The following is a 24510-nucleotide window of genomic DNA, read 5'->3' on the forward strand; positions in this document are numbered from 1 at the left end:
GTTGCGGGGCGGTTATCGGCCCCGCATTGATGGAGTTCTATATGTATCAATCTCAGGGATCTTCTGCTTATGCCCAGGTGTCGCTGCAAAGTCAGGTCTCTGGCGCCACATCACATCAGTTAATCACCCTGCTGTTTGAGGGGGCGCATAATGCCCTGCGCCGGGCCAGTATCTATTTTGACAATGGTAATGTTGCACTACGGGGCAAGATGATTTCCAAAGCGATCAACATTATTGATAACGGGTTACGTGCCTCACTCGATCATGAGCGGGGGCTGGATATTGCCGCTGATCTGGAACGTCTTTACGTCTATATGTCCCGCACCTTATTACAGGCAAACCTTCGCGGCGATCCCGACCTGCTGGCGCACGTTGATGAGCTGTTGGTCAGGCTTGCGGATACGTGGAAAGAAATTGAACCTTAACAAAAGTGAAAAGTAGAATGGAAGAAACACTCTCAGGATTTTATAACGAGATTGCTGAAATCAATACCACCTTACTGATGCTGGTGCAGCAGGAGCAGTGGGAAGAGTTTATTGCTCTTGCTGAGCGCTATGTCATCAAAATGCAGGCGCTGGCCGATGAGCTTGCCAGCCCGCAGGTGTCGTTTCATGAAAAAGAGACGCTGAAAACCTTGCTTGGGACGCTGGTGGATAACGAAGCCGAGATGACCCGTCACCTCAAAGCCCGTCTGATGATTCTGAAGAAAAATCTCTCCTCCCTGCATCAGGGGGCGAAGATTAGCCAGTACTACGCCCTCCAGCAAATCACCTCTTTCCATTAAAATGCATGAAGGCTATGTCCTTGATATGGGAATAGCCTTTCTGTATTCAGGGTTTCTGATTCGATTAACGGTAATTCACCGTCAGCTGATTACGTACCACGGTTAAGGCGGGGATAAGCTGTCCTGTACTGTTCACGGAATAGAGGAAGCGAAAATCACCGATGGCTGACCAGGGGTGGGAAAGCGTCATATGCCCTGCCAGTGCCGGAAGTTGAAGACATCCTTCCCGACGGCAGAGTTTAACCTCAAGTCCCCGTGGCGGAGGTGAAAGTAGAGTGATTTTCCAGCCAATTTCCCTCACCAGGGCGGTGTGAGAAATCATTGCGGGTGAAGATAACGTACGACCTACCAACAGTTGTTTGCCGACGCTTACCGTGCCACCGGTGCTTTGTTGACTCCAGCTACCTCCGGCCACGGCGGTGGCCGTTAAGGGAAGACTGAGTAGCAGGGGGAGCATGATGAGCCTCATCCCTGGCCTCCAATCACAGCGGTCATCTTCACGGTGCGGTTATGGCTGATTTCAAGCGTGGAGAGTACAACCAACTGCGGGAATACCCGGCGCAGAAAGCGAGACAGCATGGTGCGAAGCGTAGGGGAGACCAGCAGTACGGGTGTCTGGCTCAGGGCATTTTGCTCAAGAATGGCCTGTTCAGTTTGTTGCATCAGGTTATCGGCAATACCGGGTTCGATGGCGCTGCCATTTTGCACGGCCTGGATAAGCAGTTTCTCAAGTGTACTGTCGAGGCCAATGACCTGAATATCGTTGTTATTGTTGAACCACTGGTAGGTAATGGCGCGTCCCAGACGAATGCGAACCTGGGCGGTCAGTTCATCGGCATCCGTCACGATTGGCGCAAATTCGGCCAGGGTATCAATAATGGTGCGCATATCTCGGATAGAGATACGTTCGGACAGCAGGTTTTGTAACACTTTGTGGAATAGCGTCAGAGAGATCACTCCTGGAATAAGATCTTCCACCAGTTTCGGCGACTCTTTCGTAATGCGATCCAGCAATTGCTGAGTCTCCTGACGACCAAATAACTCACCCGTGTGCAACGTCAGCAGGTGGTTGAGATGTGTTGCCACCACGGAACTCGGATCGACTACGGTATAACCCTGATTCTGGGCCTGCTCACGTTGTACCTCATCAATCCAACAGGCTGGCAGACCAAAAGCGGGATCCTCACACGGCGTACCTGGCAGATCGCCTTCGGCACAACCAGGGTTAATCGCCATCCAGCGCTCGGTTTGTACTTCACCATGACCAATCTCTACCCCCTTAAGCAGGATGCGATAAGCACCAGGCGTCAGACTGAGGTTATCGCTAACGTGTACTGAAGGCGGCAGGAACCCCATTTCCTGGGCGAATTTCTTGCGGATCCCGCGTATTCGCGTCAGTAGCTGACCATCCTGCTCGCTGTCCACCATCGGGATCAGGCGATAACCCACTTCCAGCGCCAGCACATCTTCCATCTGGACGTCGGACCAGGCGGCATCTGCTGTAGCACGATCTGATTTTGCTTGTGCATCGCTACGGTTCTGTTCTTCGCTAGCGCTGACACCTGCCCCCTGAGTCTGGTGGCCGCGCAGCCACCAGGCCAGACCCAGCAGAGCGGCAGTGAACAGCAGGAAAACAAAATTGGGCATCCCCGGAATCAGCCCAAGCAAACCAATCACTGCGGCAGCCAGCAGCATCACCTGTGGTTTTTTGAACAGTTGGCCGACCATCTGCTCGCCCACGTCCTGATCGGTCGCGACCCGGGTGACGATAACACCCGCTGCAGTGGAGATGATAAGTGCCGGGATCTGCGCCACCAGACCATCACCGATGGTGAGCAGCGTGTAGGTTTCTCCGGCTTCACCAAAGCTCATGCCGTGCTGGAGTACGCCGATAGTCAGGCCGCCGATGACGTTAATCGCCATGATCAGCAAACCTGCGATCGCATCCCCTCGCACGAACTTACTGGCACCATCCATGGAACCGTAAAAATCAGATTCCTGAGTCACTTCATTACGGCGACGCTTCGCTTCTGCTTCACCAATCAATCCGGCGTTGAGATCGGCGTCAATCGCCATCTGTTTGCCCGGCATACCATCAAGGACAAAACGGGCTCCCACTTCAGCAATACGTCCGGCACCTTTGGTGATGACCATAAAGTTGATGATGATAAGAATGGCGAATACCACGATGCCGATGGCAAAGTTGCCGCCCACCAGAAAGTGACCAAAGGCCTCAACAACACGGCCTGCGGCAGCAGCACCGGTGTGACCTTCCATCAGAATAATTCGGGTGGAAGCAATGTTCAGCGCCAGCCGGAGTAAAGTGGCGAACAGCAACACTGTCGGGAAGGCGGAGAACTCCAGCGTATTACGGGTAAACATCGAAACCAGCAATACCATGAGTGAAAGCACAATATTGAAGGTAAAGAGTGTGTCCAGAATAAACGCGGGTAGCGGCAGCACCATCATCGCCAGGATCATCATGATCAGCACAGGGCCTGCGAGGATTTGCCACTGAGTGTCTTTCAGTCGCGGGAGTCGTAATTTGTCAGCAATATCAGCCATCGCGTGTTATCTCTTGTTCAAAATCCAGTGTTTCGGGGACCGGAAGATCTTTGGGTTTTTTCGGCGGCGTGCCACCGCTTTGACGCCAGCGACGAAGGCCGTAGACCCAGGCAAGGACTTCGGCCACCGCGCTGTAAAGTTCCGCCGGAATTTGCTCACCAATTTCACAGTGGCGGTAAAGCGCCCTCGAGAGTGGTGCGGCTTCAAGCATGGGTATCCGGTGTTGGGCTGCCAGTTCACGAATCTTGAGTGCGACTTCGCCAGCCCCTTTTGCCAGCACCACGGGGGCGCCCATACCGTGTTCCTGATAGGAAAGTGCAACGGAGTAGTGGGTCGGGTTATTGACGATCACATCTGCTTTTGGCACATCCGACATCATTCGGTTGCGGGCCACGGCGCGTTGCATCTGCCTGATGCGGTTTTTGACGTGCGGATCGCCTTCCTGTTGTTTAAATTCGTCGCGGATCTCCTGGCGGGTCATCCGTAGCTTTTTCATGTGGCTGGTGAGCTGATAAAAAATGTCATAGCCCACGACCGGGATCAAAAACAGCAGCACCATCAGCAAACCATTCATGATGAGCTGCATGGCGTCCGCCAGCGCAGAGGTCAATGGCTCGTTGGTCAGTTGAATAAAATGTGTTCTGCTTTTATAGAGGTACAGTGCTCCCGCACAGCCCACCAGGAGTACCTTCAGCAGACTTTTCAATAACTCGGACACAACCTGGCCGGAAAAGAGGCGCTTCATCCCAGGGAGTGGGTTGAGACGCTTCATATCAAAGCTCAGCGATTTACCGCCAAAATGGAGTCCGCCGATCAGCATCGGTGTTGTGATGCCGGTGATAAATAGCCCCAGAACCAGCGGCATCAGTGCGCTGCTCATCAGGTTCAGCATCTGATGCAGATGGTGGAGCATAAACATGGGATCGCGAACCTGCATCCGGCTAAATGTCAGTCCGTTACGTAACAGATGCAACAGACTGCGTACCAGCCGACTCCCACCCGTTAACAGAAGTCCCCACCCGGTCAGCAGCATCAGGAGTGAACTGAGTTCTTTCGAACGGGGGATCTGCCCTTCCTCGCGGGCCTTTTCCCGTCGGTGGGGGGTGGGGTCCTCGGTCTTGTCTTCGTTGCTCTCTTCGGACATAAGCTACCTGGATTAGAAACCCAGACTCGCCAGCAGATCGTCCACTTGATCCTGCGTTGCGACCACACCGTCACGATTCTGATCGATCTGCGGACCATTTTTCAGGTTGTCCGTCTCGTCATCTGGCGCCATGACAGTTTCCGGGACATTTTCCACCAGAACCTGAATCAGCTCTTTCTCGATAACCTCAATCAGCGACATCATGCGCTGGATCACCTGACCGGTCAGATCCTGAAAATCCTGCGCCATCATGATTTCCATCAATTGGATGTTGGTCTGACGAGCAAGATCCGGCACCTGTTGCAGATATTGGCGGGTGTCCATCACCAGCTCTTTCGCCACGGGCATCTCGATTGGCTCTTCAAACCAGTCATCCCAGCGTAGCGAGAGCTGCTGAGCCTGCTCGCTGAGCTGCTCTTGCTGCGGGCGCGCTTGCTCAACACAGGTAAGGACTCGGTCGGCGGCCTGGGACGTTTTACCGACCACATAGCTCAGACGATCCCGGGCATCCGGGATCGCTTCGGCGGCATCCATAATCGCCCGGTCAAGACCGAGGCTTACCAGACTGTCGCGCAACAAACGTGTCAGATGTCCGATGCGGGAGAAGATATTTTTGAAATTGTCAGGAGCGAGGGTATGAGAGGGCGTTGTCATGGTTACCACCCAATTTTTTCAAAAATTTTGTTTAGCTTTTCTTCCAGTGTCGCGGCGGTGAACGGTTTTACCACATAGCCGCTGGCACCCGCCTGAGCGGCAGCAACGATATTTTCTTTCTTCGCTTCAGCCGTCACCATCAGTACCGGTGTTGTGTTCAGCGCGGTATCCTGGCGGATTGCCGTCAGCAACTGTAGGCCATCCATATTGGGCATATTCCAGTCGCTGATGACAAAGTCAAAATGGGACGTTCGCAGACGGGTCAGCGCATCCTGACCATCCTCGGCCTCTTCCACATTGTGGAAGCCGAGATCTTTTAAAAGGTTACGAACGATACGGCGCATGGTGGCGAAATCGTCCACAACTAAAAAGCGCAAGTTATTGTCTGCCATAATAAAGTTCCTGATGTAAGGGAGATATTCAATCGGATAGCGTTAAATTCGTCGCGCCTGACCGACCACATTGCTGAGCAGGCGTTGACACAGTTGATCAAGGTCAGCCGTTTCACAGACGGCGCCCATTGCAATGGCTTCTCGTGGCATACCAAAGACCACACAGCTGCGTTCGCTCTGAGCCAGGGTTCTGGCTCCCGCCTGACGCATGGCCAACAGCCCTTCTGCACCGTCGCTACCCATACCGGTGAGAATGGCGCCGACGGCATTATGTCCGGCACAACGAGCAACAGAGCGGAAAAGGGTATCTACAGAGGGGCGATGGCGGTTCACCGGTTGTGAATCGTCCAGTCGCAGATGGTAGTTCGCCCCACTACGAACCAGTTCCATATGCAAGCCACCTGGCGCAATATAGGCGTGGCCTGGCAGGACACGATCACCTTCTTCCGCTTCTTTCACTGCCAACTGACAAATGTTGTCCAGTCGCTCGGCAAAAGAACGGGTAAATTTGGGGGGCATATGTTGGGCTATCACAATCCCTGGACAGCCTGGCGGCATCGGCTCCAGCACCTGACGCAGGGCTTCGGTCCCGCCGGTGGATGCCCCAATGGCAATAATCTTTTCGCTGCCTGTAAGTGGCATATGCCGGATTTTTGCTGCTTTTGGCATTTCATGGTGGCGATTGATTTTCACGGTTGCCGCGGTCCGGATTTTTTCCACGATCATCTCGCTGTACTGCACCATTCCCTCTTGCAGGTCCATCTGTGGCTTGGTGATAAAATCCACCGCTCCAAGTTCCAGCGCACTGAGGGTAATATCTGACCCTTTACTGGTCAGCGAAGAGAGCATGACGACAGGCATTGGACGCAGGCGCATCAACTTTTCCAGAAAATCCAGACCGTCCATGCGCGGCATTTCCACATCGAGGGTCAGCACATCCGGGTTATGCTGTTTAATGAGATCGCGAGCCATCAGCGGATCTATCGCCACCGCGACCATCTCCATATCCGGCTGTGCATTGATGATGTGGGTCATAATGTTGCGGATAAGTGCGGAATCATCCACGCAGAGCACTTTTATCTTTTTCATTTTTCCTTCCCGGAGAGGCAGTAGACCGACTGTCCGCTCAGGCGGAATGGGCCGTTAACGGTGCTGAAATGTTCCGAGTGGCCGATAAACAGAAGACCGCCAGGCTTAAGGACTCTGGCGAAACGCTGCATCAATTGTTCCTGGGTCTGACGATCGAAATAGATCATCACGTTACGACAAAAAATGGCGTCAAAAGGCGCCGGAATCTTCCACTCCGGTGCGATCAGATTGAGTTGTCGGTACTCGATCGTCGACAGCAGATTTTTTTTCACTTTTACATGGTCCTGAAGCGGACCTTTACCACGTAAGAACCAGTTTTTTTTCTGCTGCTCCGTCAGCCGTTCCAGATCCGCCATACGGTAGACCCCCTCATTGGCCTTTTGCAGTACTTCGGTATCAATATCGGTAGCCAGAACGCGAGGGCCGGTAATACTGTGCCCCAGCACCTCTTCAAGCGTCATGGCGATGGACAGGGGCTCTTCGCCGCTGGAGGCCGCCGCACACCAGACGTTGTAAGCCCCTCGATGTGTCTGAGCGTGTTTTGCCAGAATGGGGAAATGGTAGGCTTCACGGAAAAAAGAGGTCAGGTTGGTGGTCAGTGCATTGGTGAACACCTGCCACTCCGGAGAGGCAGGATCACTTTCAAGACGCGACAGGTAATCACTGAAGCGATGAAGCCTGAGCTCACGCAATCGTCGGGAAAGACGGTTATAGACCATATCTTTCTTTTGATTATTTAGCACAATGCCCGCTCGCTGATAAATCAACTGACCGATGCGCGCTAATTCATTTTCTGTCAGGGCATTCTGAGCAGAGTAGTATTTTTCAGTTACGTCGTTCATATCTCTGGAGGATGCAATACAGAAAAATGTCAGGGGTGGAGTGACAAAAATGATAAGGCCGCTATTACACGGCCATATTCATAATATCCTGATAGGCACTCACTAATTTATTTCTGACCTGAACACCGAGATTCAGAGAGAGTGACGATTTTTGTAATGAAACCATCACATCATTCAGTCCTACCCCCGGTACGCCAGAAAGATAATCCTGCGATTGCTGTTTAGCCTGTTGCTGCTGTTGACTAATGTTATTAATGCTATTGAGCAATAAATCTGAGAATGGGGATGTTTTTCCTGATGCTGAAGGGGAAAAAGACCCAAAAAGGGGAGTGGAAATCTGGCCGGATTGAAATTTAATTTGATCCAGCACCCCACCAATCGAATTCATGGACATTAACACGTTCCTTTTGAACCAGTCTTTCAGGTTCTTATTCTGGCATGACCAGAGACTATTCTGAATGTCACAAAGATTAACATGTGAGCACCCGAACGGCATAATGTGAATAGCTGACACAAATTTCAGCTTATTGCCACTTAGTATTTACCTTATTCTGTAGATAATACTCCGCCAGAATTTGACTGGTAAGAACCTGATATCGATCCAGATACACTGGGAAGAACGTCCGTTGAGATATTACGCCAGCGTTAAATTCGCGTCATTTATTTATTACAGGAATATGGCATGAATGCCACAACCATAGGCAGCAAGAAAAATAGCACCGTTGATATGAAGGCGATATTTGAACGCATTCGTGCTAATCCCCGAATTATTTTTATCGTTGCGGCGGCGATTTCTATCTCAATCATCATTGCATTACTGTTGTGGGCCAGAACACCGAATTACCGTGTTCTGTACAGCAACATCAGCGAGCAAGATGGCGGCGCGATTGTCACGCAACTGACACAGATGCAGGTACCTTACCAGTTTGCGGAACATAACGGTGCAATTATGGTTCCGGAAGATAAGGTCTATGAAGTGCGCCTGAAGCTGGCTCAGCAGGGGTTGCCGAAGGGGGGGGCTGTAGGTTTTGAACTGCTGGATCAGGAACGGTTTGGTATCAGCCAGTTCAGTGAACAGGTGAACTTCCAGCGTGCGCTGGAAGGCGAACTTTCCCGTACTATCGAAACACTGGGTCCTGTGCAGAGCGCGCGTATTCATCTGGCGATGCCAAAGCCATCTCTGTTTATTCGTGAGCAGAAAGAGCCTACTGCGTCTGTGACCCTGACGCTACAAAGTGGGCGTGCGCTCGGTGATGGACAGGTCAACGCTATCGCTTACATGATTGCCAGTGCAGTCCCAGGGTTGAGCGCTGATAATGTGACGATTGTTGATCAGGCCGGACACTTACTCACCCAGAACGGGGCGCAGTCGGCGCAGACAACCGAACTGAAATATACCCAACATATAGAATCAGACTACCAGAACCGTATTCAGGCCATTCTTGCGCCAGTGGTGGGGAGTCAGAACGTCAGAACGGAAGTGACGGCGCAAATCGATTTTACCCAAAACGAGCAGACCTCCGAACAGTATCAGCCTAACAGTTCGCCGGACAAAATGGCGATCCGCAGCCAGCAGAGTAGCCGCTCTGAGCAGGGGGGGAAAAGCGGCGTCGGAGGGGTTCCCGGTGCATTAAGCAACCAGCCGCCAGAGCCTGCCACCGCCCCTATTGTGCGACCCGTAAATTCGACTGCTGGGCAGACAACCTCATCGGGTAAAAACACGTCGCAGGCAGCTGCCGGTAACGGCACGGTGACGGTGCCTTATAACCAGCATCAGGATGACACGACCAATTACGAGCTGGATCGCACTCTGACCCATATCAAGCACGATACCGGTACGGTACAGCGCCTATCGGTGGCCGTGGTGGTGAACTATTTGCCGGGAAAAGATGGTCAGTCTGCTGCGCTGACGAAGGCTCAGATGGATCAGATCAATGCGCTGGTGAAAGAGGCGATGGGCTACTCCTCCACGCGTGGCGATACGCTGAATGTGGTCAATACACCCTTTAGTACTCAGGATCACGACGCGGCTATCCCACTGTGGAAACAGCCAGATGTGATCAATCTGCTGCTGGAGGTGGTGCGTTACCTGGTCGTGGCAGTTATCGCCTGGGTGCTGTGGCGTAAAGCGGTACAACCGTTCTGGCACAAGCATAAAGAGCTGGAGCTGCAACGGTTGACGATGGTCAAGGAGGCCCGTGAAGCTGAGATGGATGCGCAACGCCGTAAGAAAGAGAGCAATGAGCTTGCGAAAGCGCAACTGCGAATGGATGCCGAACTGAGCACCCAGAATCTGCGTGAAATGGCGGAACAGGAGCCGCAGATCATTGCCCTGGTGATCCGTCAGTGGATGAATAAGGAGCAAATGCCATCATGAATGCCGCCGAGAGAAGTGCCATTATTATGTTGACGCTCGGTGAAGAGCGGGCAGCGGAGGTCTTTAAACATCTCAATACCCATGAGGTGACGCAGATCAGTAGCGCAATGGTCAATATGGGCTCTTTTACCCATGACCAGCTTTCTCAGGTTTTACAAGCGTTTCAGCGTGATTCCGAAGAGTATGCGGCACTGAGTATTAATACCAATGAATACCTGCGCAGCGTGTTGGTTAAGGCGCTGGGTGAGGAACGCGCCGCTACGCTCTTGGAAGATTTGCTGGAGTCACACAATAACAGCAACGGTATCGAAACCCTTAATCTGATGGAGCCGATCGCGGTATTCGATCTGATCCGCGAAGAGCATCCGCAGATCATTGCGACCATTCTTGTACATCTCAAACGTGCTCAGGCTGCCGATATCCTGGCGCGTTTCGATGAGCGCGAGCGCAATGACATCATGCTGCGTATTGCCACCTTTGGCGGCGTGCAACCCGTGGCCTTGCAGGAGTTGACGGAAGTGCTGAACAATCTGTTGCACGGTCAGAATCTGAAACGCAACAAGATGGGCGGCGTGCGTGCTTCGGCAGAAATTCTCAACCTGTTGAAATCTCAACAGGAAGAGGCGGCGATTGCGGCTGTGCGTGAATTTGATGCTGAACTGGCGCAAAAAATTATTGATGAGATGTTCCTGTTCGAGAATCTGGTTGAACTTGAAGACCGCAGTATTCAACGGATCCTTCAGGATATTGACAACGAGTCGCTGATTATCGCCATAAAAGGGGTTGATCAGGCCCTGCGTGAGAAGTTCTTCCGCAATATGTCTAAACGTCAGGCCGATATCATGCGTGACGATCTCAACACCCGTGGGCCGGTGCGTATGTCTCAGGTTGAAGCGGAGCAGAAAAATATTCTGTTGGTTGTTCGTCGTCTGGCTGAATCCGGTGAGATTGTGATTGGAGGAGGCGAAGATGTCTACGTCTGATCACGACTGGCGCAACTGGCAGCCAGAAGATCTGTTAGGCACTCCTGCATGGGACGAAACATCCCCGCAGATGGTTGCCGCCGAACCGGGGCTTTCCCCGGAGATACAACAGGCTGAACTGGCTCGTTTGCAACAAATGGCCGAACATCGCGGTTTCTCCCAGGGTCAGCAAAAAGGGCTGGAAGAGGGAAAGAAACAAGGTTACGAAATCGGTCTGCAGCAGGGGCGTGAAGAGGGCATTGCTCAGGGAAAAGCGGAAGGGCTGGCGCATCAAAAACAGTTAGCAGAGCAATTTGGCACACTGCTGGAGAGCTTTAAGACGGCGCTGGACGATCTTGACAGCGTGGTACCGTCGAGGCTGGTGCAGATGGCGCTTACTGCAGCACGATCTATGCTCGGAAAACACATTGTGAATGACAGCACGCACTCACAACTGTTTTCCCGTGTGCAGCAGTTGCTGGCAGAAGATCCCTTACTGAAGGGGTATGGCAAATTGTGGATCAGTACCCATGAGTCTGAGCAGGTACGACAGGCGCTAGAAGAGGTTGTTACCGCCCGTGGTTGGGAGTTGTGTATTGATTCGCACCTTCTGCCTGGTGGCTGTCGGATGAGTACGGATGAGGGGGAGCTGGATGCCACCCTCAGAACGCGCTGGCAGGCGCTGTGTCGGCTCAGTTGGGAGGAGATCTCCTGATGTCTTCGCGGCTTAAAAACTGGCTTATGTGTCTTGATAAGCGCGAACAACGGATGACCACGTTGCCACCTTTTCGCCGCTACGGCTTTCTGACCCGAGCAACAGGGCTGGTGATGGAGGCTGTGGGTCTCAAGTTGCCTATTGGCACGCTGTGTATTGTTGAACGCAATGATACTGAGGGGCTCCAGGCGGTGGAGAGCGAAGTTGTGGGGTTCAACGGCGAGACACTGTATCTGATGCCGCTGGAAAACGTCGAAGGGATTTTGCCCGGCGCGAGGGTTTATGCCCCGGAAAGTGGTGAGGGTAGCGTAAAAGGTAAGCAGTTGCCGCTGGGACGTGGGCTTTTGGGGCGTGTGCTGGATGCCAGTGCCCGTCCACTGGATGGCCTACCGCCGCCGGATACGGGTCACCAGGCGTCGTTGTTTACGACCCCCTTTAACCCATTGCAACGTGATCCCATCAAAGAGGTGCTGGATGTTGGTGTTCGCGCCATCAATGGTCTGTTGACCGTGGGACGTGGGCAGCGTATGGGATTGTTCGCCGGCTCTGGTGTGGGTAAAAGCGTGCTGCTCGGCATGATGGCCCGTTATACCAAAGCCGATGTGATTGTCGTGGGGCTTATTGGTGAACGAGGTCGTGAAGTAAAAGACTTTATTGAAAATATTCTCGGTCATGAAGGGCTACGACGCTCGGTGGTGATTGCTGCTCCGGCGGATGTTTCCCCAGTATTGCGTATGCAGGGCGCGGTTTATGCCACCCGTATTGCAGAGGATTTTCGCGATCGCGGTCTGGATGTCCTGCTCATCATGGATTCCCTGACCCGTTACGCCATGGCGCAGCGTGAAATTGCGCTGGCCATTGGCGAGCCGCCAGCAACCAAAGGGTACCCACCTTCGGTATTTGCCCGCCTTCCCGCGCTGGTAGAACGTGCCGGGAATGGTATCAAAGGGGGGGGCTCCATCACCGCGTTTTACACCGTACTGACTGAAGGGGATGACCAGCAGGATCCTATTGCGGACTCCGCGCGCGCTATCCTGGATGGACATATTGTCCTGTCTCGTCGTCTGGCGGAGTCGGGTCACTATCCGGCTATTGATATTGAAGCCTCAATCAGCCGCGTGATGGCGGAACTTATTGCGCTTTCCGATTTTAAAAAGGTGCAGCGTTTTAAGCAGTTGCTCTCTTCTTACCAGCGCAATCGCGATCTGATCAGTGTGGGGGCTTATGCCGCAGGCAGTGATCCGCTACTGGATCAGGCGATTACGCTTTACCCGCAGATAGAACAGTATCTACAGCAGGGGATCCACGAATGTTGCGAGTATACGCAAGCACGTGAGCAGCTTGGTGCTTTGATCCCGGAAGCGAAAGCATAACCAGAGGTATTTGCGATGGCTGCACCAGCCCCAATGGATATTCTGCGCGATCTGGCGGAGAAGACGCTGAATGACACCACGTCCCGACTGGGACGAGCGCGTCAGGCGCATGCCATGGAGATGCACCGTCTTGAACAGTTACAGAGCTATGAACGTGATTACCGCCAGCGTATGCAAAATACCCTCGTGGGTGAAGGTGTCTCAGTCATTGCGTTACAGGCTTACCAGGGGTTTATCGGCTCACTTGGACGCGTGGTCGCCCGGCAGACCCATACAGTCAACGATAGCGAACGTGCAGTGGAAGAGACTCTCTGCGCCTGGCGTAAGGATAAGCAGCGACTGAATGCGTTTGAAACCCTGCAAAACCGTGCTGAAGCCCGGCGGTTACTCTATGAAAATCGTCAGGATCAGAAAATGATGGATGAATTTGCACGTCGTGCGAGCCAGAGGAATAAATAAAATGATCGTTCGAACACTGCCAGTCACCCCTGGCGAAACAGGCCGTCAGGCCGTTGCACAGCCTGACGGCGATGAACGTTTCGCAGCCGAGCTGGATAAAAAACGGCAGCCGGATTTCCCACCGTCAGCACAACCCGCGACACAGAATACTTTACCCGGTAAGACGGCGCAGAATGGGGATAAACCAGCGTCTGATAAGAAAGAGACAGAATTACCGGTCAACGGTCTTGCTGTTGGATTGTTCCCGCTGGTTCAGACCGTTGCCGATACACCACCTGATGCATTGTCCACAGACGTTGCGGCCGGTGCTATCCACCACGCTTCGCGTTTATCTCCGGTATTGTCTGATGTGCCGACGGCAGCGGAGGGGGGCGGGACTGCCCGGCAGGAAACCGTGGCAACGACGGCATTAGCAGGGGAAAAGGATATGTCTGCTGTGCTGGCTCCGTTGATGCAGGCACAAAAGGATTCTGTGACGGATAAACCCCAGTCGGTTCATCTGGCCGTACAGGACAGTCTTCAGGCGACAAAGCATGAGCAGGGTGCTATCTCGTTAATCCCTATGAAGCCCTCGGCCGAACAGTCAGCGAAGGCAACCGACATCATGGCGACGCGGTTATCCGTTGCGCGTGAATCGGTGGGACAGTCGCAGCCTGATCAACCTCAGCAACCGGCACATTTTACACCGATGGCTGATGTGAGTACGCCAGTACAAGTGAGTAGCACACCGGTTCATACACCTCCCACCGTTTCCCTTACCACGCCAGCGCCACTCATCACGACTGGGGTGTTGAATGCGGACGTCGGAACTCCCGTGTGGCAACAGTCTTTGGGTCAGCAGGTGGCCTGTTTCACCCGTGATGGCGTACATCATGCGGAGCTTCGACTGCATCCCGAAGAGTTAGGGGCGCTACAAATCAGTCTGAGGCTAAACAATGATCAGGCACAATTGCATTTTGTCACCGATAACCACCAGGTGCGCGCCGCTCTGGAATCTGCGATGCCACACCTTCGGACCTCTCTGGCAGAGTCCGGTATTCAGCTTGGGCAGAGCAGTATCGGCTCAGATGGGGCCGCTTCGTGGGGATCGTCTTACTCCGGCCAGGGTCAGGGGGGAGGCTCTTCTCAGGGGATGACGGAAGAAGGTGGTGGGGAATCCACCGTTGAAGAGACGGATAATATTCTGCGGACGATCTCTTATTCCAGTGGGATCAATACGTTCGTCTGACGCTATTTTCTATTACTCAATCTGCTGTCAGGAATTTCATTTTTTCAGCAAATTGTTCCGGGAGGAGGCTGTAATAGAATGCCCTCCCGGTCTGCACATTTAATGACTCACGTAGCAGATGGCTTTTATTAAAGGTTTATTAATCCGATGTCGAAGAAAAACCAGAAACCCGCCGGAAACGGTAAAACACGCCCCCTGATTATTATTCTGCTGGTGTTAATGTTTATCATTATTGTGTTGCTGGCAGGTTTTATGTATTTCGAAATGAACAAAATTAAAAATCAGGTTGCGGGCCATGTTCAGCAATCGACATCTGCGGCGGCAAAGACGATGGTACCGCCGATTTATGTTCCTCTGGACACATTTACCGTCAGCCTCAAACCCGAAAGTGATAACAGTGAGCGGGTACTGTATATCGGATTAACCCTGCGTTTAGCGAATGAGCGTGACAAAACGATACTAACGGAATATTTACCTGAAATACGCAGCCGCTTGTTGATGTTGCTGTCTCAGCAGACGGCTTCCGACCTTTCCATGGAGCAGGGTAAGGCACAGCTGGTGAAGGATATCGAAACGATGCTAAAAACGCCGCTTCCAGGAAAACAGTCGCTGGTTGTCACTGACGTCCTGTTTAACGCTTTTATCTTACGGTAATAATAATGTCTGACAGCATATTGTCTCAGGATGAAATAGATCGTCTGCTGAACGGTGGAGGGGGCGAAGAGCACCCAAGATTTGCCGAACAGCAAATCGGGAGTGAAACGATCCGCCCGTATGATCCCAATACTCAGCGCCGCGTTATCCGTGAGCGTCTACACTCGCTGGAGATCATTAACGAACGTTTCGCCCGTCAGTTTCGTATGGGGCTGTTTAATATTCTGCGTCGCAGCCCGGATGTTACCGCTGGCAATATTCGTATTCAGCCTTACCACGAATTTGCCCGCAATTTACCGGTAATGACCAACCTGAACCTGGTGCATTTAAATCCGTTACGTGGCACTTCGCTGTTTGTCTTCTCGCCAAACCTTGTTTTTATGGCGGTCGATAACCTGTTTGGTGGCGATGGGCGTTTTCAGACCAAAGCGGATGGACGTGAATTTACCCCAACGGAGCAGCGCATTATTCAGCGTATGCTGTCCATGGCTCAGGAAGCTTACGATGATGCCTGGAGCACCATTTTCAAGCTGAAAACAGAATATGTGCGCTCTGAATTGCAGGTGAAGTTTACCAATATTACCTCTTCGCCTAACGACATTGTGATCACTACGCCGTTTTATGTCGAGATAGGCTCACATAGCGGTGAGCTGGATATTTGTATTCCGTTCAGCCTTATTGAGCCTTTACGTGAGTTGCTGACCAACCCACCGGTGGAAAACTCCCGCCAGGAAGACGATCGGTGGCGTAGCGCGTTGGCGTCTCAGGTGCGTGATACAGAGCTGGAACTGGTGGTGAATTTTGCTGACATCCCTACGCGCCTGTCGCAGGTGATGAAACTCAAACCGCAGGACATTATTCCGCTGGATAGACCCGAAAACGTGGAAGCCTTTGTTGATGGCATACCTGTCCTGGCGGGGAAATACGGGAGCGTCAGCAACCAGTATGCCCTGCGGGTCGACAAAATGATGAACCCCGCATTGTTATCTTTAAAAACCAAGGAGTGACGGTCGCATGAGCGATAACGAACAGCCTGCTGGCGCAGACAAATCCTCAGCGGACGATCTCTGGGCCAGTGCAATGAGTGAACAGCTCTCCACCGAAGAGCAACATTCTGTACAGCCGACTGCCCAGTTTTCTGAAGATCTGGATCTGGTGCTTGATATCCCGGTCAAAATGACCGTGGAGTTAGGGCGCACTAAAATGACGATCAAAGATTTGCTACGACTCAGCCAGGGATCGATTGTTGCCCTGGAAGGGTTAGCGGGAGAGCCGCTGGATATCCTGATCAACGGCTATCTGATAGCTCAGGGGGAAGTTGTGGTGGTCTCTGATAAATTCGGTATCCGCATCACCGACATCATCACCCCTTCTGAACGTATGAACCGTCTGAGCCGATAATGATCCCTGCTACACACACCGTTCTGAATACCGGGCCTGCGATATCCTCTGTCTTTCTTCATGTTGGTGGAGGACTGGTACTGGTGCTGCTGGCCTTTATAGTCGCAGTCAACCTTTATCGGCGGGTCGTTTTTACGGGGCGAGGGCGTCATGTGCGCCCAATGCTTAGCGTTAAACACAGCGAATCGTTAGGCCCTGGGCAGCGAGTTGTGGTGGTGGAAATCGGGGAGCAATGGCTGGTGCTGGGGGTGACGGCAAAAAGCATCTCTTGTCTGTCAACGATGGAGAAGCAGGAGAATATTGAGGCTTCGTTTTCCCCTTTATCGGCCAGGGAAAGTTTCCACAAAGCGCTGCTGAGTAGCGTGAAACGCTACGCTCCCGGAGGGCGCAAATGAATATCTGCTTACGCAAACTGCTGCTGCTGAGCTGTGTGTTGATGTTGCTGCCAGCACACAGTGCTCTCGCGGCGAATGGCGATATTCTGTTGGCTCACGAAACGGCCAATGGCTGGTCTTTGCCAGTGCAGACGCTTGTATTGCTGTCGTCACTGACGTTTTTGCCTGCGGTTTTACTGATGATGACCGGATTTACCCGGATTATTATTGTGTTAGGACTGCTGCGTAATGCGCTGGGCACGGGGTCCACGCCGCCAAACCAGGTCTTGCTGGGACTGGCGTTGTTTCTGACCTTTTTTGTGATGTCGCCGGTATTCAACCGGGTATATGACGAGGCCTGGCATCCGCTCTCTCAGGACAAAATCACTTTTCAGGAAGCGCTGGTGAAAGGAGAGCAGCCGATGCGTGAATTTATGCTGCGCCAGACCCGGGAAGATGATCTTGCACTCTATACCCGCATTGCGCATCAACAAAATTTTGCCACTCCGGATGATGTGCCGATGAGCCTGCTGGTACCCGCTTTTGTGACCAGTGAACTGAAAACCGGGTTTCAGATCGGTTTTACGATGTTTATTCCCTTTCTGATAATCGACCTGGTGGTTGCCAGCGTACTGATGGCGCTTGGGATGATGATGGTACCGCCAGCGACTATATCACTGCCGTTCAAGTTGATGTTGTTTGTGCTGGTAGGGGGGTGGCAGTTGATTATTGGCTCGCTCGCCCAGAGCTTCTTTAGTTAATCAGGAGCGAAAATGACGCCGGAAATAGTCATGTCATTGGGGTTTCAGGCTATAAAAATTGGCCTGTTGATCGCCGCGCCATTATTACTTGCCTCGCTGGTGGCGGGGCTTGTGGTCAGTATCTTGCAGGCTTCGACCCAGATTAACGAAATGACGCTGTCATTTATTCCCAAGATCCTGGTATTGGTGGTGGTGGTGATTGCTCTTGGTCCCTGGATGATGGAGATTTTTCTCGATTATATGCACACGCTTTTCAGTAGTATTCCTTACCTCATCCGTTAATTATGCTGGCACTGTCTTTGGTTTCGCTCTTCCCGCAGATCAGTCATCTGTTCTGGCCCTTCTTGCGTATTTTGGCGCTTTTCAGCAGTGCGCCGCTGTTCAGCGAAAAGCAGATCAGTAAGAAGGTTAAAATTGGTCTCGCGCTGATTCTGAGTGCGCTTATCGCGCCGCAGTTACCTGATAACTCTGTTGCTATCTACTCATTCAGTGGGTTGTGGTGTGGGGCGCAGCAGTTGCTGATCGGTACCGCCATCGGACTCAGTGCTCAGCTTATTTTCGTGGCTGTGCGCCATGCCGGGGAAATTATCGGCCTGCAAATGGGGCTTTCCTTCGCCACGTTTTACGATCCCAGTGGCGGACAGAATATGCCTGTGGTAGCAAGGTTGCTGAACTTGCTGGTGACGATGCTGTTCCTGATCTTTAATGGTCACCTGTACATGATAGAGGTTGTTGCGGAGAGTTTTAAAACATTGCCCATTGGCGTGAGCCTCATGGGAGCCGCAGGCTTTTATACGTTGGTGGCAGGGGCGGGGATGGTATTCAAATTTGGTCTGATGCTTGGATTACCGGTTATTGCTTTGTTGCTGTGTCTGAACCTGACGCTAGGGATTATCAACCGGTTGTTACCACAACTGTCGGTGTTCGTGATTGGATTCCCGCTCTCCCTGAGTGTGGGGATGCTGGCATTATCGCTTATTATGTACACCCTTTCACCTTTCTTTTCCCATCTGCTGGCCGGGTGTTTTGACGGGCTGAGAGACGTTTTCGCCGGATTTCAGTCGCGTAATTAGCGTATCATGGTCAGAATACTGTAAATGAAATTCAGATGCTCTCTGGCAATACGGCGAGCCTCCTCGGCATCTCCCTGAATAATACTGGATAATAATTTCTTATGATGATTATCCGTTGCATTCCAGCTCTCTTCATTTTTTCTTATCGTGTCTGCGGCATTGAGAACAGAACTTTCCAGTACAGTATAAAAGATACTCATAATACTATTAAGCGCGTGATTATGAGCCGCATGAACGATACTTAAGTGAAACGCAGCATCGGCTGCTGCAGCTTCCTGCTGGGTACCATTAAAATAAGCGTCCCGAAGTTTATAGTAATTTTGGGTCAGCAGTTCATGCTCCTGAGCAGTCGCGCGTTGAGCAGCATAATAAGCGGCTTCCCCTTCCAGCAGGCGACGCAGTTCCAGGACGTCTCTTTTGGCTTGTGGATCGACGTTTAGCAACAGTTCCAGAGGTTGGGAAAATACCTCTTTGTAGAGATCAGAAACGATCGCACCACCTGCCGGATTATGGCGTAACATCCCTTCGGTAGTCAGTTTTTTGATGGCTTCGCGAATAGGCACCCTGGAGACGAGAAATAGTTTTTCCAGTTGCCGCTCTGCCGGGAGTTGATCGCCCGGGCGAAGTTTATCATTTCTGATTGCTGTACGAATTTCGTTATAAACCAGATCGGAAAGTGTTTCTTTTTGGTCTTTATTTTTAATTATGGGTGTAAATAAGTTATCAAGCATACAGACCTCATGACATAAATAAGCTTTCAGAGTTTAGTTCTTTTGTAAGGAAAGTCATCCGATATTTCAGCGACCCTCGGTCAGAAAATTGTCAGGCAATGCAACCGTCTTATTGGTAGTATAGAGGGTCTCTATTCACATTGAACGAGGTCTGTTTTGCCCGCAGGACGCTTGATAAAAACGCTCATTGCCGCATTGTGTTGTCTGATACTGGCGGGTTGCTCCGGCAGTAAATCTCCGGATGCCGGCAGCTATTCCGGGTCGGTCTATACCGTTAAACGCGGCGATACGCTTTATCGTATTTTGCAGAAGACGGCAACCAGCGTGCAAGATTTGGCACGTATCAATGGCATCTCCCCCCTTATACCATTGAAGTGGGGCAGCGGCTTAAGGTCAATGGTTCCTCGGCGAAAAACCCTCGTCCACCAAAAAGCAAACTGCAGCGGTGACGCCGTCTTATAAAGTTCCGACCTCATCGTGGCCACCACCGGGACAACGCTGCTGGGTGTGGCCTGCCAGTGGTAAAGTGGTTTCTCCTTATTCACTTTCTGAGGGGGAAATAAAGGGATTGATATTGCGGGCACGCGCGGTTCGCCGATTTATGCTTCCGGGGCGGGCAAGGTCGTGGATGTCGGTAACCAGTTGCGTGGTTACGGCAACTTAATCATGATTAAGCACGGTGAAGATTACATTACGGCTTATGCGCACAACGACACGATGCTGGTCAATAACGGACAGAACGTGAAAGCGGGACAAAAGATCGCAATCATGGGAAGCACTGGCACGAACTCTGTGAAGCTTCACTTCCAGATCCGCTACCGTGCTACAGCCATCGACCCACAGCGCTATCTCCCGGTACAGGGCGGCAAACCGAAGTGCTAAGTGATTGTTTAATCACCATTTAGTTGTGAAGAGGCTTGTATGAAGACGTGTAAGGTTTATAATACTTCGTGCACCTCAAATGCGGGCGTAGTTCAATGGTAGAACGAGAGCTTCCCAAGCTCTATACGAGGGTTCGATTCCCTTCGCCCGCTCCAGAATTCCCCTAACGTATTCATTCCACTATCTTTTTCTAAACCATACGTGACGGCGCTCGTGATCCTCCTACAAGGAGTTCATACGGCCGATGGCGCAACGTGGTAATCTCTATCGACGTCCTAGCGGGATCTATGTTCTGCGGATATCCGTATGAGTGAAAATGGTGTTGCGTATCTGGACTTCAATTTAGATTCATCGGATAAAGTTATGGACACTGAAGCTGAAGCTGAAGCGGATAAATCGCTGAAAACGCTCAATGCGTTGAGACAAGTTCCCATTCATCCAAGGCTGATTGAGCTTGGCTTTCTTGAATACGTTAAAGCTTTGAAAGCTGATTATTAGGCGACAATTACCCCGTCCGCATCGCGACAATTACTCTGGCCTGTTTGTAATCTGAGCGTCCTGTTTCTTCTTTCCAGGGAGAGGTTGTGGCGCTAAATACCAGACAGGTCAGTTTTTACATGGCTCAACATAATAAAGGTCTTACCCAGGAAGCCGCAGCGGTCACCGCCGGCATCTCTGTTCGTTCCGGACGACGCATTGAAAAAGGACAATGGCAGCAGTCAGGCGATCGGCACTGGCGGACACGCCCGGACCCTCTTGAAGATGTCTGGCTGAGCGATATCCTTCCCTTGCTCCAGTCCCGTCCGCAGATCTCGCCGACAACGGTCCTCGAGTATCTGCAGGATAAATATCCGGGGAAGTATCCTGATAATGTGCGCCGGACGCTGCAGCGTCGTATCCGCACCTGGAAAGCCTGCCACGGTGAGGAACGTGAGATCATGTTCCTTCAGGATCATCAGCCGGGAATGCGGGCGCTGTCCGACTTTACCCAGCTGAAAGGCACGGTTATCACCATTAATGGCAGGCCACTGGAACACAAACTCTTCCACTTCCGCCTTGAATGGAGCCGCTGGAGCTGGATGCGGGTTGTCACCGGTGGGGAGAGCTTCACCGCCCTGGCCGAAGGATTGCAGGAGGCACTGAACCGCCCCGGGGATCCGGAGCGGTTCATGGTTTTCTGCTTGCTATTGGGTCGTGCCCCAGGGACCTGATAAAGGTTTTGAGAAGATAGCAAGTACAGCGATGAGACTGAGTTCAATTGAGACTGACCAGCAAATATGGCCGATAAGCTCACTCCATAGTTCATAGCCATTGAGATCCCACAACCAGCCAGTATTGCCGTGAAGATAAACTGGATGACGAAAACCCAGTGCGGGTATCAACAATCCATGCATAACAAGGGTGATAACGATGCCATAAGCCGCTCCGTACCAGAGACGGATTTTAGGGCTTATCGCAGAAAACAGCACATACAGGAAGGCAAAAGCAAAGCTGAAAAGCCAGTGGTAGAGCATCACTGCACCCGGGACAGTCACCCCTGCCAGATGTAATCCAGGGAATGCGCGTTTATCCCAAGCGGGCCGAGTCAGGCATCAATGTTAAGTGCGGGTGGGGAAATCTCTCCCGGAACTCTGGGAGGCATATTAGCCTCAGTCCCTGACTTCACCAGAGAGCTGACCGCACCGCCAATGAGTGTTGCCCAGACAAGGATTGAAATGTTGAGTTTGTTCCAGATTTTCACCATTAGTTATTTCCTTTAAGAAAATGTTAATTATAAATCTATCGTATTTATAAAGTTATCGTATTTTCTGTCGGACTGATTTTAAAAAGTATGTCATCTTTTTTCTGAATGCTAAGCGTGTTTACGGCACTGTTGCAAAGATCAGCAAATTGATAGGTTTTGTCGATCCCGTCATATTCCCCGGTATGTCTGCTTCAGACAGATGCGCAAAAAAAATGCCACCTGAAAAGGCGGCAAAGTGGCTTTTCGTGCTCACTACATGCAGAGCATGCGATGACAACGAGGCGCATATCCTTGACTGCTTAAACTGCTTCCGTATCTGTGCTCATTTGGTCCATGAAATCCAAATGGGCAACCACGTGGCATAAACCGGGAAGGTGGTTAGTTATGGTATGCCATGCGCCAGACTATATGTCTTCTCCCCGGTAATGGTACACAAAATTAGATTGTCATAATGTTTCGTGGAGCAATAATCGTATTTTTGTATAAATGCAATTTGAATTTAATTAGTTAATTTGTCTATTTTGTTTTGATTTTACGCTGTTTAATTTCTTTCAATTGCATTCTGTGTGTCATTAATTCTGTTTTATTGATGTTTCCATATATTTTTTGTAACAATTCGGGTGACACATTTAGTCATATTTTTTGCGACTAATGGACGAAAAAAATACAGATATTACCGATTTTCATGACGAAAAAATATCAATGGTATACCATTCTACACGGAGATGCTCATGGCCTTGCCCGTGAATGTTCCATTGTTATTCCCTCCTTCTCCGTACAGCGTCTGGGTGCCGCTGGCCTTATCCATTAACACCTTAAATTCATTCACCCGCTGGAGATGCAGATTCAGCAACTGGAAACTTTTCTGGTTCAACTGACTTGAACGTTTCACAACCTGAACAATGTGCTCCCACTGCCCGGTAAGGGGACATTCGTGCGGGTATGGCGCCTGGGTTTGACAACGCTTCTCTTCCTCTTTGCGTTTCTCATCGTAAAAATCAATGGAGGAGAGCAGGCGACTTTTATTATCCGAGATAACCTGTAATGAGACTGGATTCACTCGGGCCTGGCTCAGTTGGCTAACTTCTTCGGTCAGCGTATCTGCCAGTTCATCCATCAGAGTTTGTAATTGAGTTAAAACAGCACTTAACGCTTCCATTGGTTTTTTTCTCAGGATAACTGGAACAGATCATTGACCAGCGAACCGGCAATTTTGTCGCTGTCGAGCGGAAGGTCTCCGGCATCTATTTTGGCCTGTATTTCAGCCAGACGGGGATAGTTCACGTCATGGCTGTCATCCGTGTTGTAGCGCTGTGTGCGTTGACTCAGGCGTACACGGGTGCCATTTTCTTTGCCTGTACCGGGTGCGGTTGTATGTTCGGAACGCGTCTGAGCATTCTGACGAACATCACTGGTATTGACGGGTTGGGTCTGTGAAATACGATCGATATTCATAGCTGTCCTGGGTAATTAATATGTGCTTCATAGAATAACTATCGGCATAGCGTCAACAGTACTGAAGTCAATCTTGCAGATTTATTGTCGCTTTATTGTTGCCTGTCGCAGTGACGCGCACAATCTGACCTGTATGTGTTTGGATCCGCAATCTTTCATTCAGACCGGCACTGTCCAGCGCTTTTCCTTTGGCATGAATGAGGAAACCGTTTCCGGGGGCGACAATATCCACTTCATTTCCGGCTCTAATCACCCGGGATTTACGCAGTTGATCGGAATCCAGCACCTGACCTACACGAATGATTCGTGTTGGCGTGGTGCCGACAATTTTTGCCGGATCGAGAAGGATGTTATCGCTGAGCCCATCCAGTTCGCCGCGCTGGGGTTGGATGTCAGCTCTACTAATGAGGGTTCCTGGGGTGAGGGTTTGGGTCGCTGTCCAGTAGGTGCCAGTGGCGCTGATATTCACCTGGAGAAAGGTTTGTCGGTTGCCGCAACGCGCAATAATACTGCGATTGCCGGTCAGACGAGCGGGATGACCCGACAGACGAAACTCTGGCGTTTCACACAGGTTAGCCAGCTGCTCTTTGGGGGACAGCATTTTAATTTTCACGGTGAGCATACCCGGGGTGTTCATATGCTGCTGTGGAGCAATCAGCTCGCTGATGCGAGGGATTAATTCTTGTTGTGTGGCCGCATAAACCTGCGGCAGGCTAAACCCCAGCAGTGCCACCAACAAAGCGCGCAGACTGAACATATTAAAGAAGCCTTCAAATGAAAAATGGGAACTGTAATTTAATTATTATACCGATGGGTAACGCTATTCAGATGCGTTAAATGCGGGCATTTAT

The 24510-nt window shown here is 51.4% G+C and carries 28 protein-coding genes, 1 tRNA gene and 3 pseudogenes; 19 read left to right on the top strand and 13 right to left on the bottom strand.

Going from position 1 to position 24510, the window contains the following annotated elements:
* The first annotated feature begins 41 nt into the window (after positions 1 to 41).
* Complete coding sequence (gene fliS / locus P349_RS01075) at positions 42 to 425, top strand: flagellar export chaperone FliS (protein ID WP_032664231.1); 384 nt, start codon at positions 42 to 44, stop codon at positions 423 to 425.
* 17 nt (positions 426 to 442) lie between these two features.
* Positions 443 to 784 carry a flagellar protein FliT gene (locus P349_RS01070; protein ID WP_032664233.1) on the top strand — a complete coding sequence of 114 codons (342 nt, stop codon included), beginning with the start codon at positions 443 to 445 and terminating at the stop codon, positions 782 to 784.
* A gap of 64 nt (positions 785 to 848) precedes the next feature.
* Here the strand turns inward: P349_RS01070 and P349_RS01065 are convergent, their stop codons facing one another.
* The 8 genes from P349_RS01065 to fliE form a co-directional block, all read right to left on the bottom strand.
* Positions 849 to 1241, bottom strand: coding sequence for a flagellar protein FlhE (locus P349_RS01065; protein WP_050597539.1), 393 nt, complete (start codon positions 1239 to 1241; stop codon positions 849 to 851).
* An 8-nt stretch (positions 1242 to 1249) separates the two neighbouring features.
* Positions 1250 to 3349 carry a flagellar biosynthesis protein FlhA gene (flhA, locus tag P349_RS01060; RefSeq protein WP_032664239.1) on the bottom strand — a complete coding sequence of 700 codons (2100 nt, stop codon included), beginning with the start codon at positions 3347 to 3349 and terminating at the stop codon, positions 1250 to 1252.
* Positions 3342 to 4493: a flagellar biosynthesis protein FlhB gene (gene flhB, locus P349_RS01055; RefSeq protein WP_032664242.1), complete on the bottom strand. Its 1152-nt coding sequence runs from the start codon at positions 4491 to 4493 to the stop codon at positions 3342 to 3344. The genes flhA and flhB overlap by 8 nt, the downstream gene beginning before the upstream one ends.
* 12 nt (positions 4494 to 4505) lie before the next feature.
* A complete protein-coding gene (cheZ, locus tag P349_RS01050) occupies positions 4506 to 5147 on the bottom strand; it encodes a protein phosphatase CheZ (protein WP_032664244.1) in 642 nt (213 codons plus the stop codon).
* Positions 5148 to 5149: 2 nt separating this feature from the next.
* Entirely contained in the window at positions 5150 to 5539 is a 390-nt protein-coding gene (cheY, locus tag P349_RS01045; RefSeq protein ID WP_032664246.1) for a chemotaxis response regulator CheY, read from the bottom strand.
* Positions 5540 to 5581: 42 nt separating this feature from the next.
* Entirely contained in the window at positions 5582 to 6628 is a 1047-nt protein-coding gene (locus P349_RS01040) for a protein-glutamate methylesterase/protein-glutamine glutaminase (protein ID WP_032664249.1), read from the bottom strand.
* Entirely contained in the window at positions 6625 to 7470 is an 846-nt protein-coding gene (locus tag P349_RS01035; RefSeq protein ID WP_032664251.1) for a CheR family methyltransferase, read from the bottom strand. The genes P349_RS01040 and P349_RS01035 overlap by 4 nt, the downstream gene beginning before the upstream one ends.
* A gap of 64 nt (positions 7471 to 7534) precedes the next feature.
* Entirely contained in the window at positions 7535 to 7864 is a 330-nt protein-coding gene (fliE, locus tag P349_RS01030; RefSeq protein WP_032664253.1) for a flagellar hook-basal body complex protein FliE, read from the bottom strand.
* A 288-nt stretch (positions 7865 to 8152) separates the two neighbouring features.
* Between fliE and fliF the strand changes: the two genes are divergently transcribed.
* The 13 genes from fliF to fliR all read left to right on the top strand — a co-directional run bounded on the left by fliF (position 8153) and on the right by fliR (position 18847).
* Positions 8153 to 9847 carry a flagellar basal-body MS-ring/collar protein FliF gene (fliF, locus tag P349_RS01025; RefSeq protein ID WP_032664255.1) on the top strand — a complete coding sequence of 565 codons (1695 nt, stop codon included), beginning with the start codon at positions 8153 to 8155 and terminating at the stop codon, positions 9845 to 9847.
* Positions 9844 to 10830: a flagellar motor switch protein FliG gene (fliG, locus tag P349_RS01020; protein WP_032664257.1), complete on the top strand. Its 987-nt coding sequence runs from the start codon at positions 9844 to 9846 to the stop codon at positions 10828 to 10830. Before fliF ends, fliG begins: the two co-directional genes overlap by 4 nt.
* A complete protein-coding gene (locus P349_RS01015) occupies positions 10817 to 11524 on the top strand; it encodes a flagellar assembly protein FliH (protein ID WP_032664258.1) in 708 nt (235 codons plus the stop codon). The genes fliG and P349_RS01015 overlap by 14 nt, the downstream gene beginning before the upstream one ends.
* A complete protein-coding gene (fliI, locus tag P349_RS01010) occupies positions 11524 to 12897 on the top strand; it encodes a flagellar protein export ATPase FliI (protein WP_032664261.1) in 1374 nt (457 codons plus the stop codon). Before P349_RS01015 ends, fliI begins: the two co-directional genes overlap by 1 nt.
* A gap of 15 nt (positions 12898 to 12912) precedes the next feature.
* Positions 12913 to 13356, top strand: coding sequence for a flagellar export protein FliJ (gene fliJ, locus P349_RS01005; protein ID WP_032664262.1), 444 nt, complete (start codon positions 12913 to 12915; stop codon positions 13354 to 13356).
* Between the two features lies 1 nt (position 13357).
* Positions 13358 to 14584 carry a flagellar hook-length control protein FliK gene (locus P349_RS25040; RefSeq protein ID WP_050597533.1) on the top strand — a complete coding sequence of 409 codons (1227 nt, stop codon included), beginning with the start codon at positions 13358 to 13360 and terminating at the stop codon, positions 14582 to 14584.
* A gap of 147 nt (positions 14585 to 14731) precedes the next feature.
* Positions 14732 to 15238, top strand: a complete 507-nt coding sequence (gene fliL / locus P349_RS01000; protein WP_032664264.1) for a flagellar basal body-associated protein FliL — start codon at positions 14732 to 14734, stop codon at positions 15236 to 15238.
* 5 nt (positions 15239 to 15243) lie between these two features.
* On the top strand, positions 15244 to 16245 hold the full coding sequence (gene fliM / locus P349_RS00995) for a flagellar motor switch protein FliM (protein WP_032664266.1): 1002 nt from the start codon (positions 15244 to 15246) through the stop codon (positions 16243 to 16245).
* Between the two features lie 7 nt (positions 16246 to 16252).
* Positions 16253 to 16639 (top strand): flagellar motor switch protein FliN, encoded by a 387-nt coding sequence (gene fliN, locus P349_RS00990; RefSeq protein WP_032664268.1) that lies wholly within the window; start codon positions 16253 to 16255, stop codon positions 16637 to 16639.
* Positions 16639 to 17034: a flagellar biosynthetic protein FliO gene (gene fliO, locus P349_RS25870; protein ID WP_032664269.1), complete on the top strand. Its 396-nt coding sequence runs from the start codon at positions 16639 to 16641 to the stop codon at positions 17032 to 17034. The genes fliN and fliO overlap by 1 nt, the downstream gene beginning before the upstream one ends.
* Positions 17031 to 17774, top strand: a complete 744-nt coding sequence (fliP, locus tag P349_RS00980; RefSeq protein ID WP_032664271.1) for a flagellar type III secretion system pore protein FliP — start codon at positions 17031 to 17033, stop codon at positions 17772 to 17774. The genes fliO and fliP overlap by 4 nt, the downstream gene beginning before the upstream one ends.
* Before the next feature lie 12 nt (positions 17775 to 17786).
* Positions 17787 to 18056, top strand: a complete 270-nt coding sequence (gene fliQ, locus P349_RS00975; RefSeq protein WP_032664273.1) for a flagellar biosynthesis protein FliQ — start codon at positions 17787 to 17789, stop codon at positions 18054 to 18056.
* Positions 18057 to 18058: 2 nt separating this feature from the next.
* A complete protein-coding gene (gene fliR, locus P349_RS00970) occupies positions 18059 to 18847 on the top strand; it encodes a flagellar biosynthetic protein FliR (RefSeq protein WP_032664274.1) in 789 nt (262 codons plus the stop codon).
* Here the strand turns inward: fliR and P349_RS00965 are convergent.
* Positions 18844 to 19578 (bottom strand): FadR/GntR family transcriptional regulator, encoded by a 735-nt coding sequence (locus P349_RS00965; protein ID WP_032664276.1) that lies wholly within the window; start codon positions 19576 to 19578, stop codon positions 18844 to 18846. The genes fliR and P349_RS00965 overlap by 4 nt on opposite strands.
* Positions 19579 to 19734: 156 nt before the next feature.
* Here P349_RS00965 and actS point away from each other — a divergent pair.
* The 4 genes and pseudogenes from actS to P349_RS00950 all read left to right on the top strand — a co-directional run.
* Positions 19735 to 20460, top strand: a pseudogene (actS, locus tag P349_RS0124765) (amidase activator ActS).
* Positions 20461 to 20541: 81 nt separating this feature from the next.
* Positions 20542 to 20615 (top strand) — tRNA-Gly (locus P349_RS00960).
* A gap of 151 nt (positions 20616 to 20766) precedes the next feature.
* Positions 20767 to 20958: a hypothetical protein gene (locus P349_RS00955; RefSeq protein WP_032664277.1), complete on the top strand. Its 192-nt coding sequence runs from the start codon at positions 20767 to 20769 to the stop codon at positions 20956 to 20958.
* Between the two features lie 86 nt (positions 20959 to 21044).
* A pseudogene (locus P349_RS00950) lies at positions 21045 to 21614 on the top strand (IS21 family transposase); the annotation flags it as partial.
* 30 nt (positions 21615 to 21644) lie between these two features.
* Here P349_RS00950 and P349_RS0124770 read toward each other — a convergent pair.
* The 4 genes and pseudogenes from P349_RS0124770 to flgA all read right to left on the bottom strand — a co-directional run bounded on the left by P349_RS0124770 (position 21645) and on the right by flgA (position 24416).
* Positions 21645 to 22204 (bottom strand): annotated as a pseudogene (locus tag P349_RS0124770) (YagU family protein).
* A gap of 715 nt (positions 22205 to 22919) precedes the next feature.
* The gene (locus P349_RS00945) at positions 22920 to 23363 is read right to left on the bottom strand and encodes a flagella synthesis protein FlgN (protein ID WP_032664278.1); all 444 of its coding nucleotides are present in this window, start codon (positions 23361 to 23363) and stop codon (positions 22920 to 22922) included.
* 11 nt (positions 23364 to 23374) lie between these two features.
* Positions 23375 to 23659 carry a flagellar biosynthesis anti-sigma factor FlgM gene (flgM, locus tag P349_RS00940; RefSeq protein WP_032664279.1) on the bottom strand — a complete coding sequence of 95 codons (285 nt, stop codon included), beginning with the start codon at positions 23657 to 23659 and terminating at the stop codon, positions 23375 to 23377.
* A gap of 67 nt (positions 23660 to 23726) precedes the next feature.
* A complete protein-coding gene (flgA, locus tag P349_RS00935; RefSeq protein WP_050597535.1) occupies positions 23727 to 24416 on the bottom strand; it encodes a flagellar basal body P-ring formation chaperone FlgA in 690 nt (229 codons plus the stop codon).
* Positions 24417 to 24510 lie beyond the last annotated feature (94 nt).

Source organism: Enterobacter sp. DC4 (assembly GCF_000568095.1).
Lineage (GTDB): Bacteria > Pseudomonadota > Gammaproteobacteria > Enterobacterales > Enterobacteriaceae > Enterobacter > Enterobacter pseudoroggenkampii.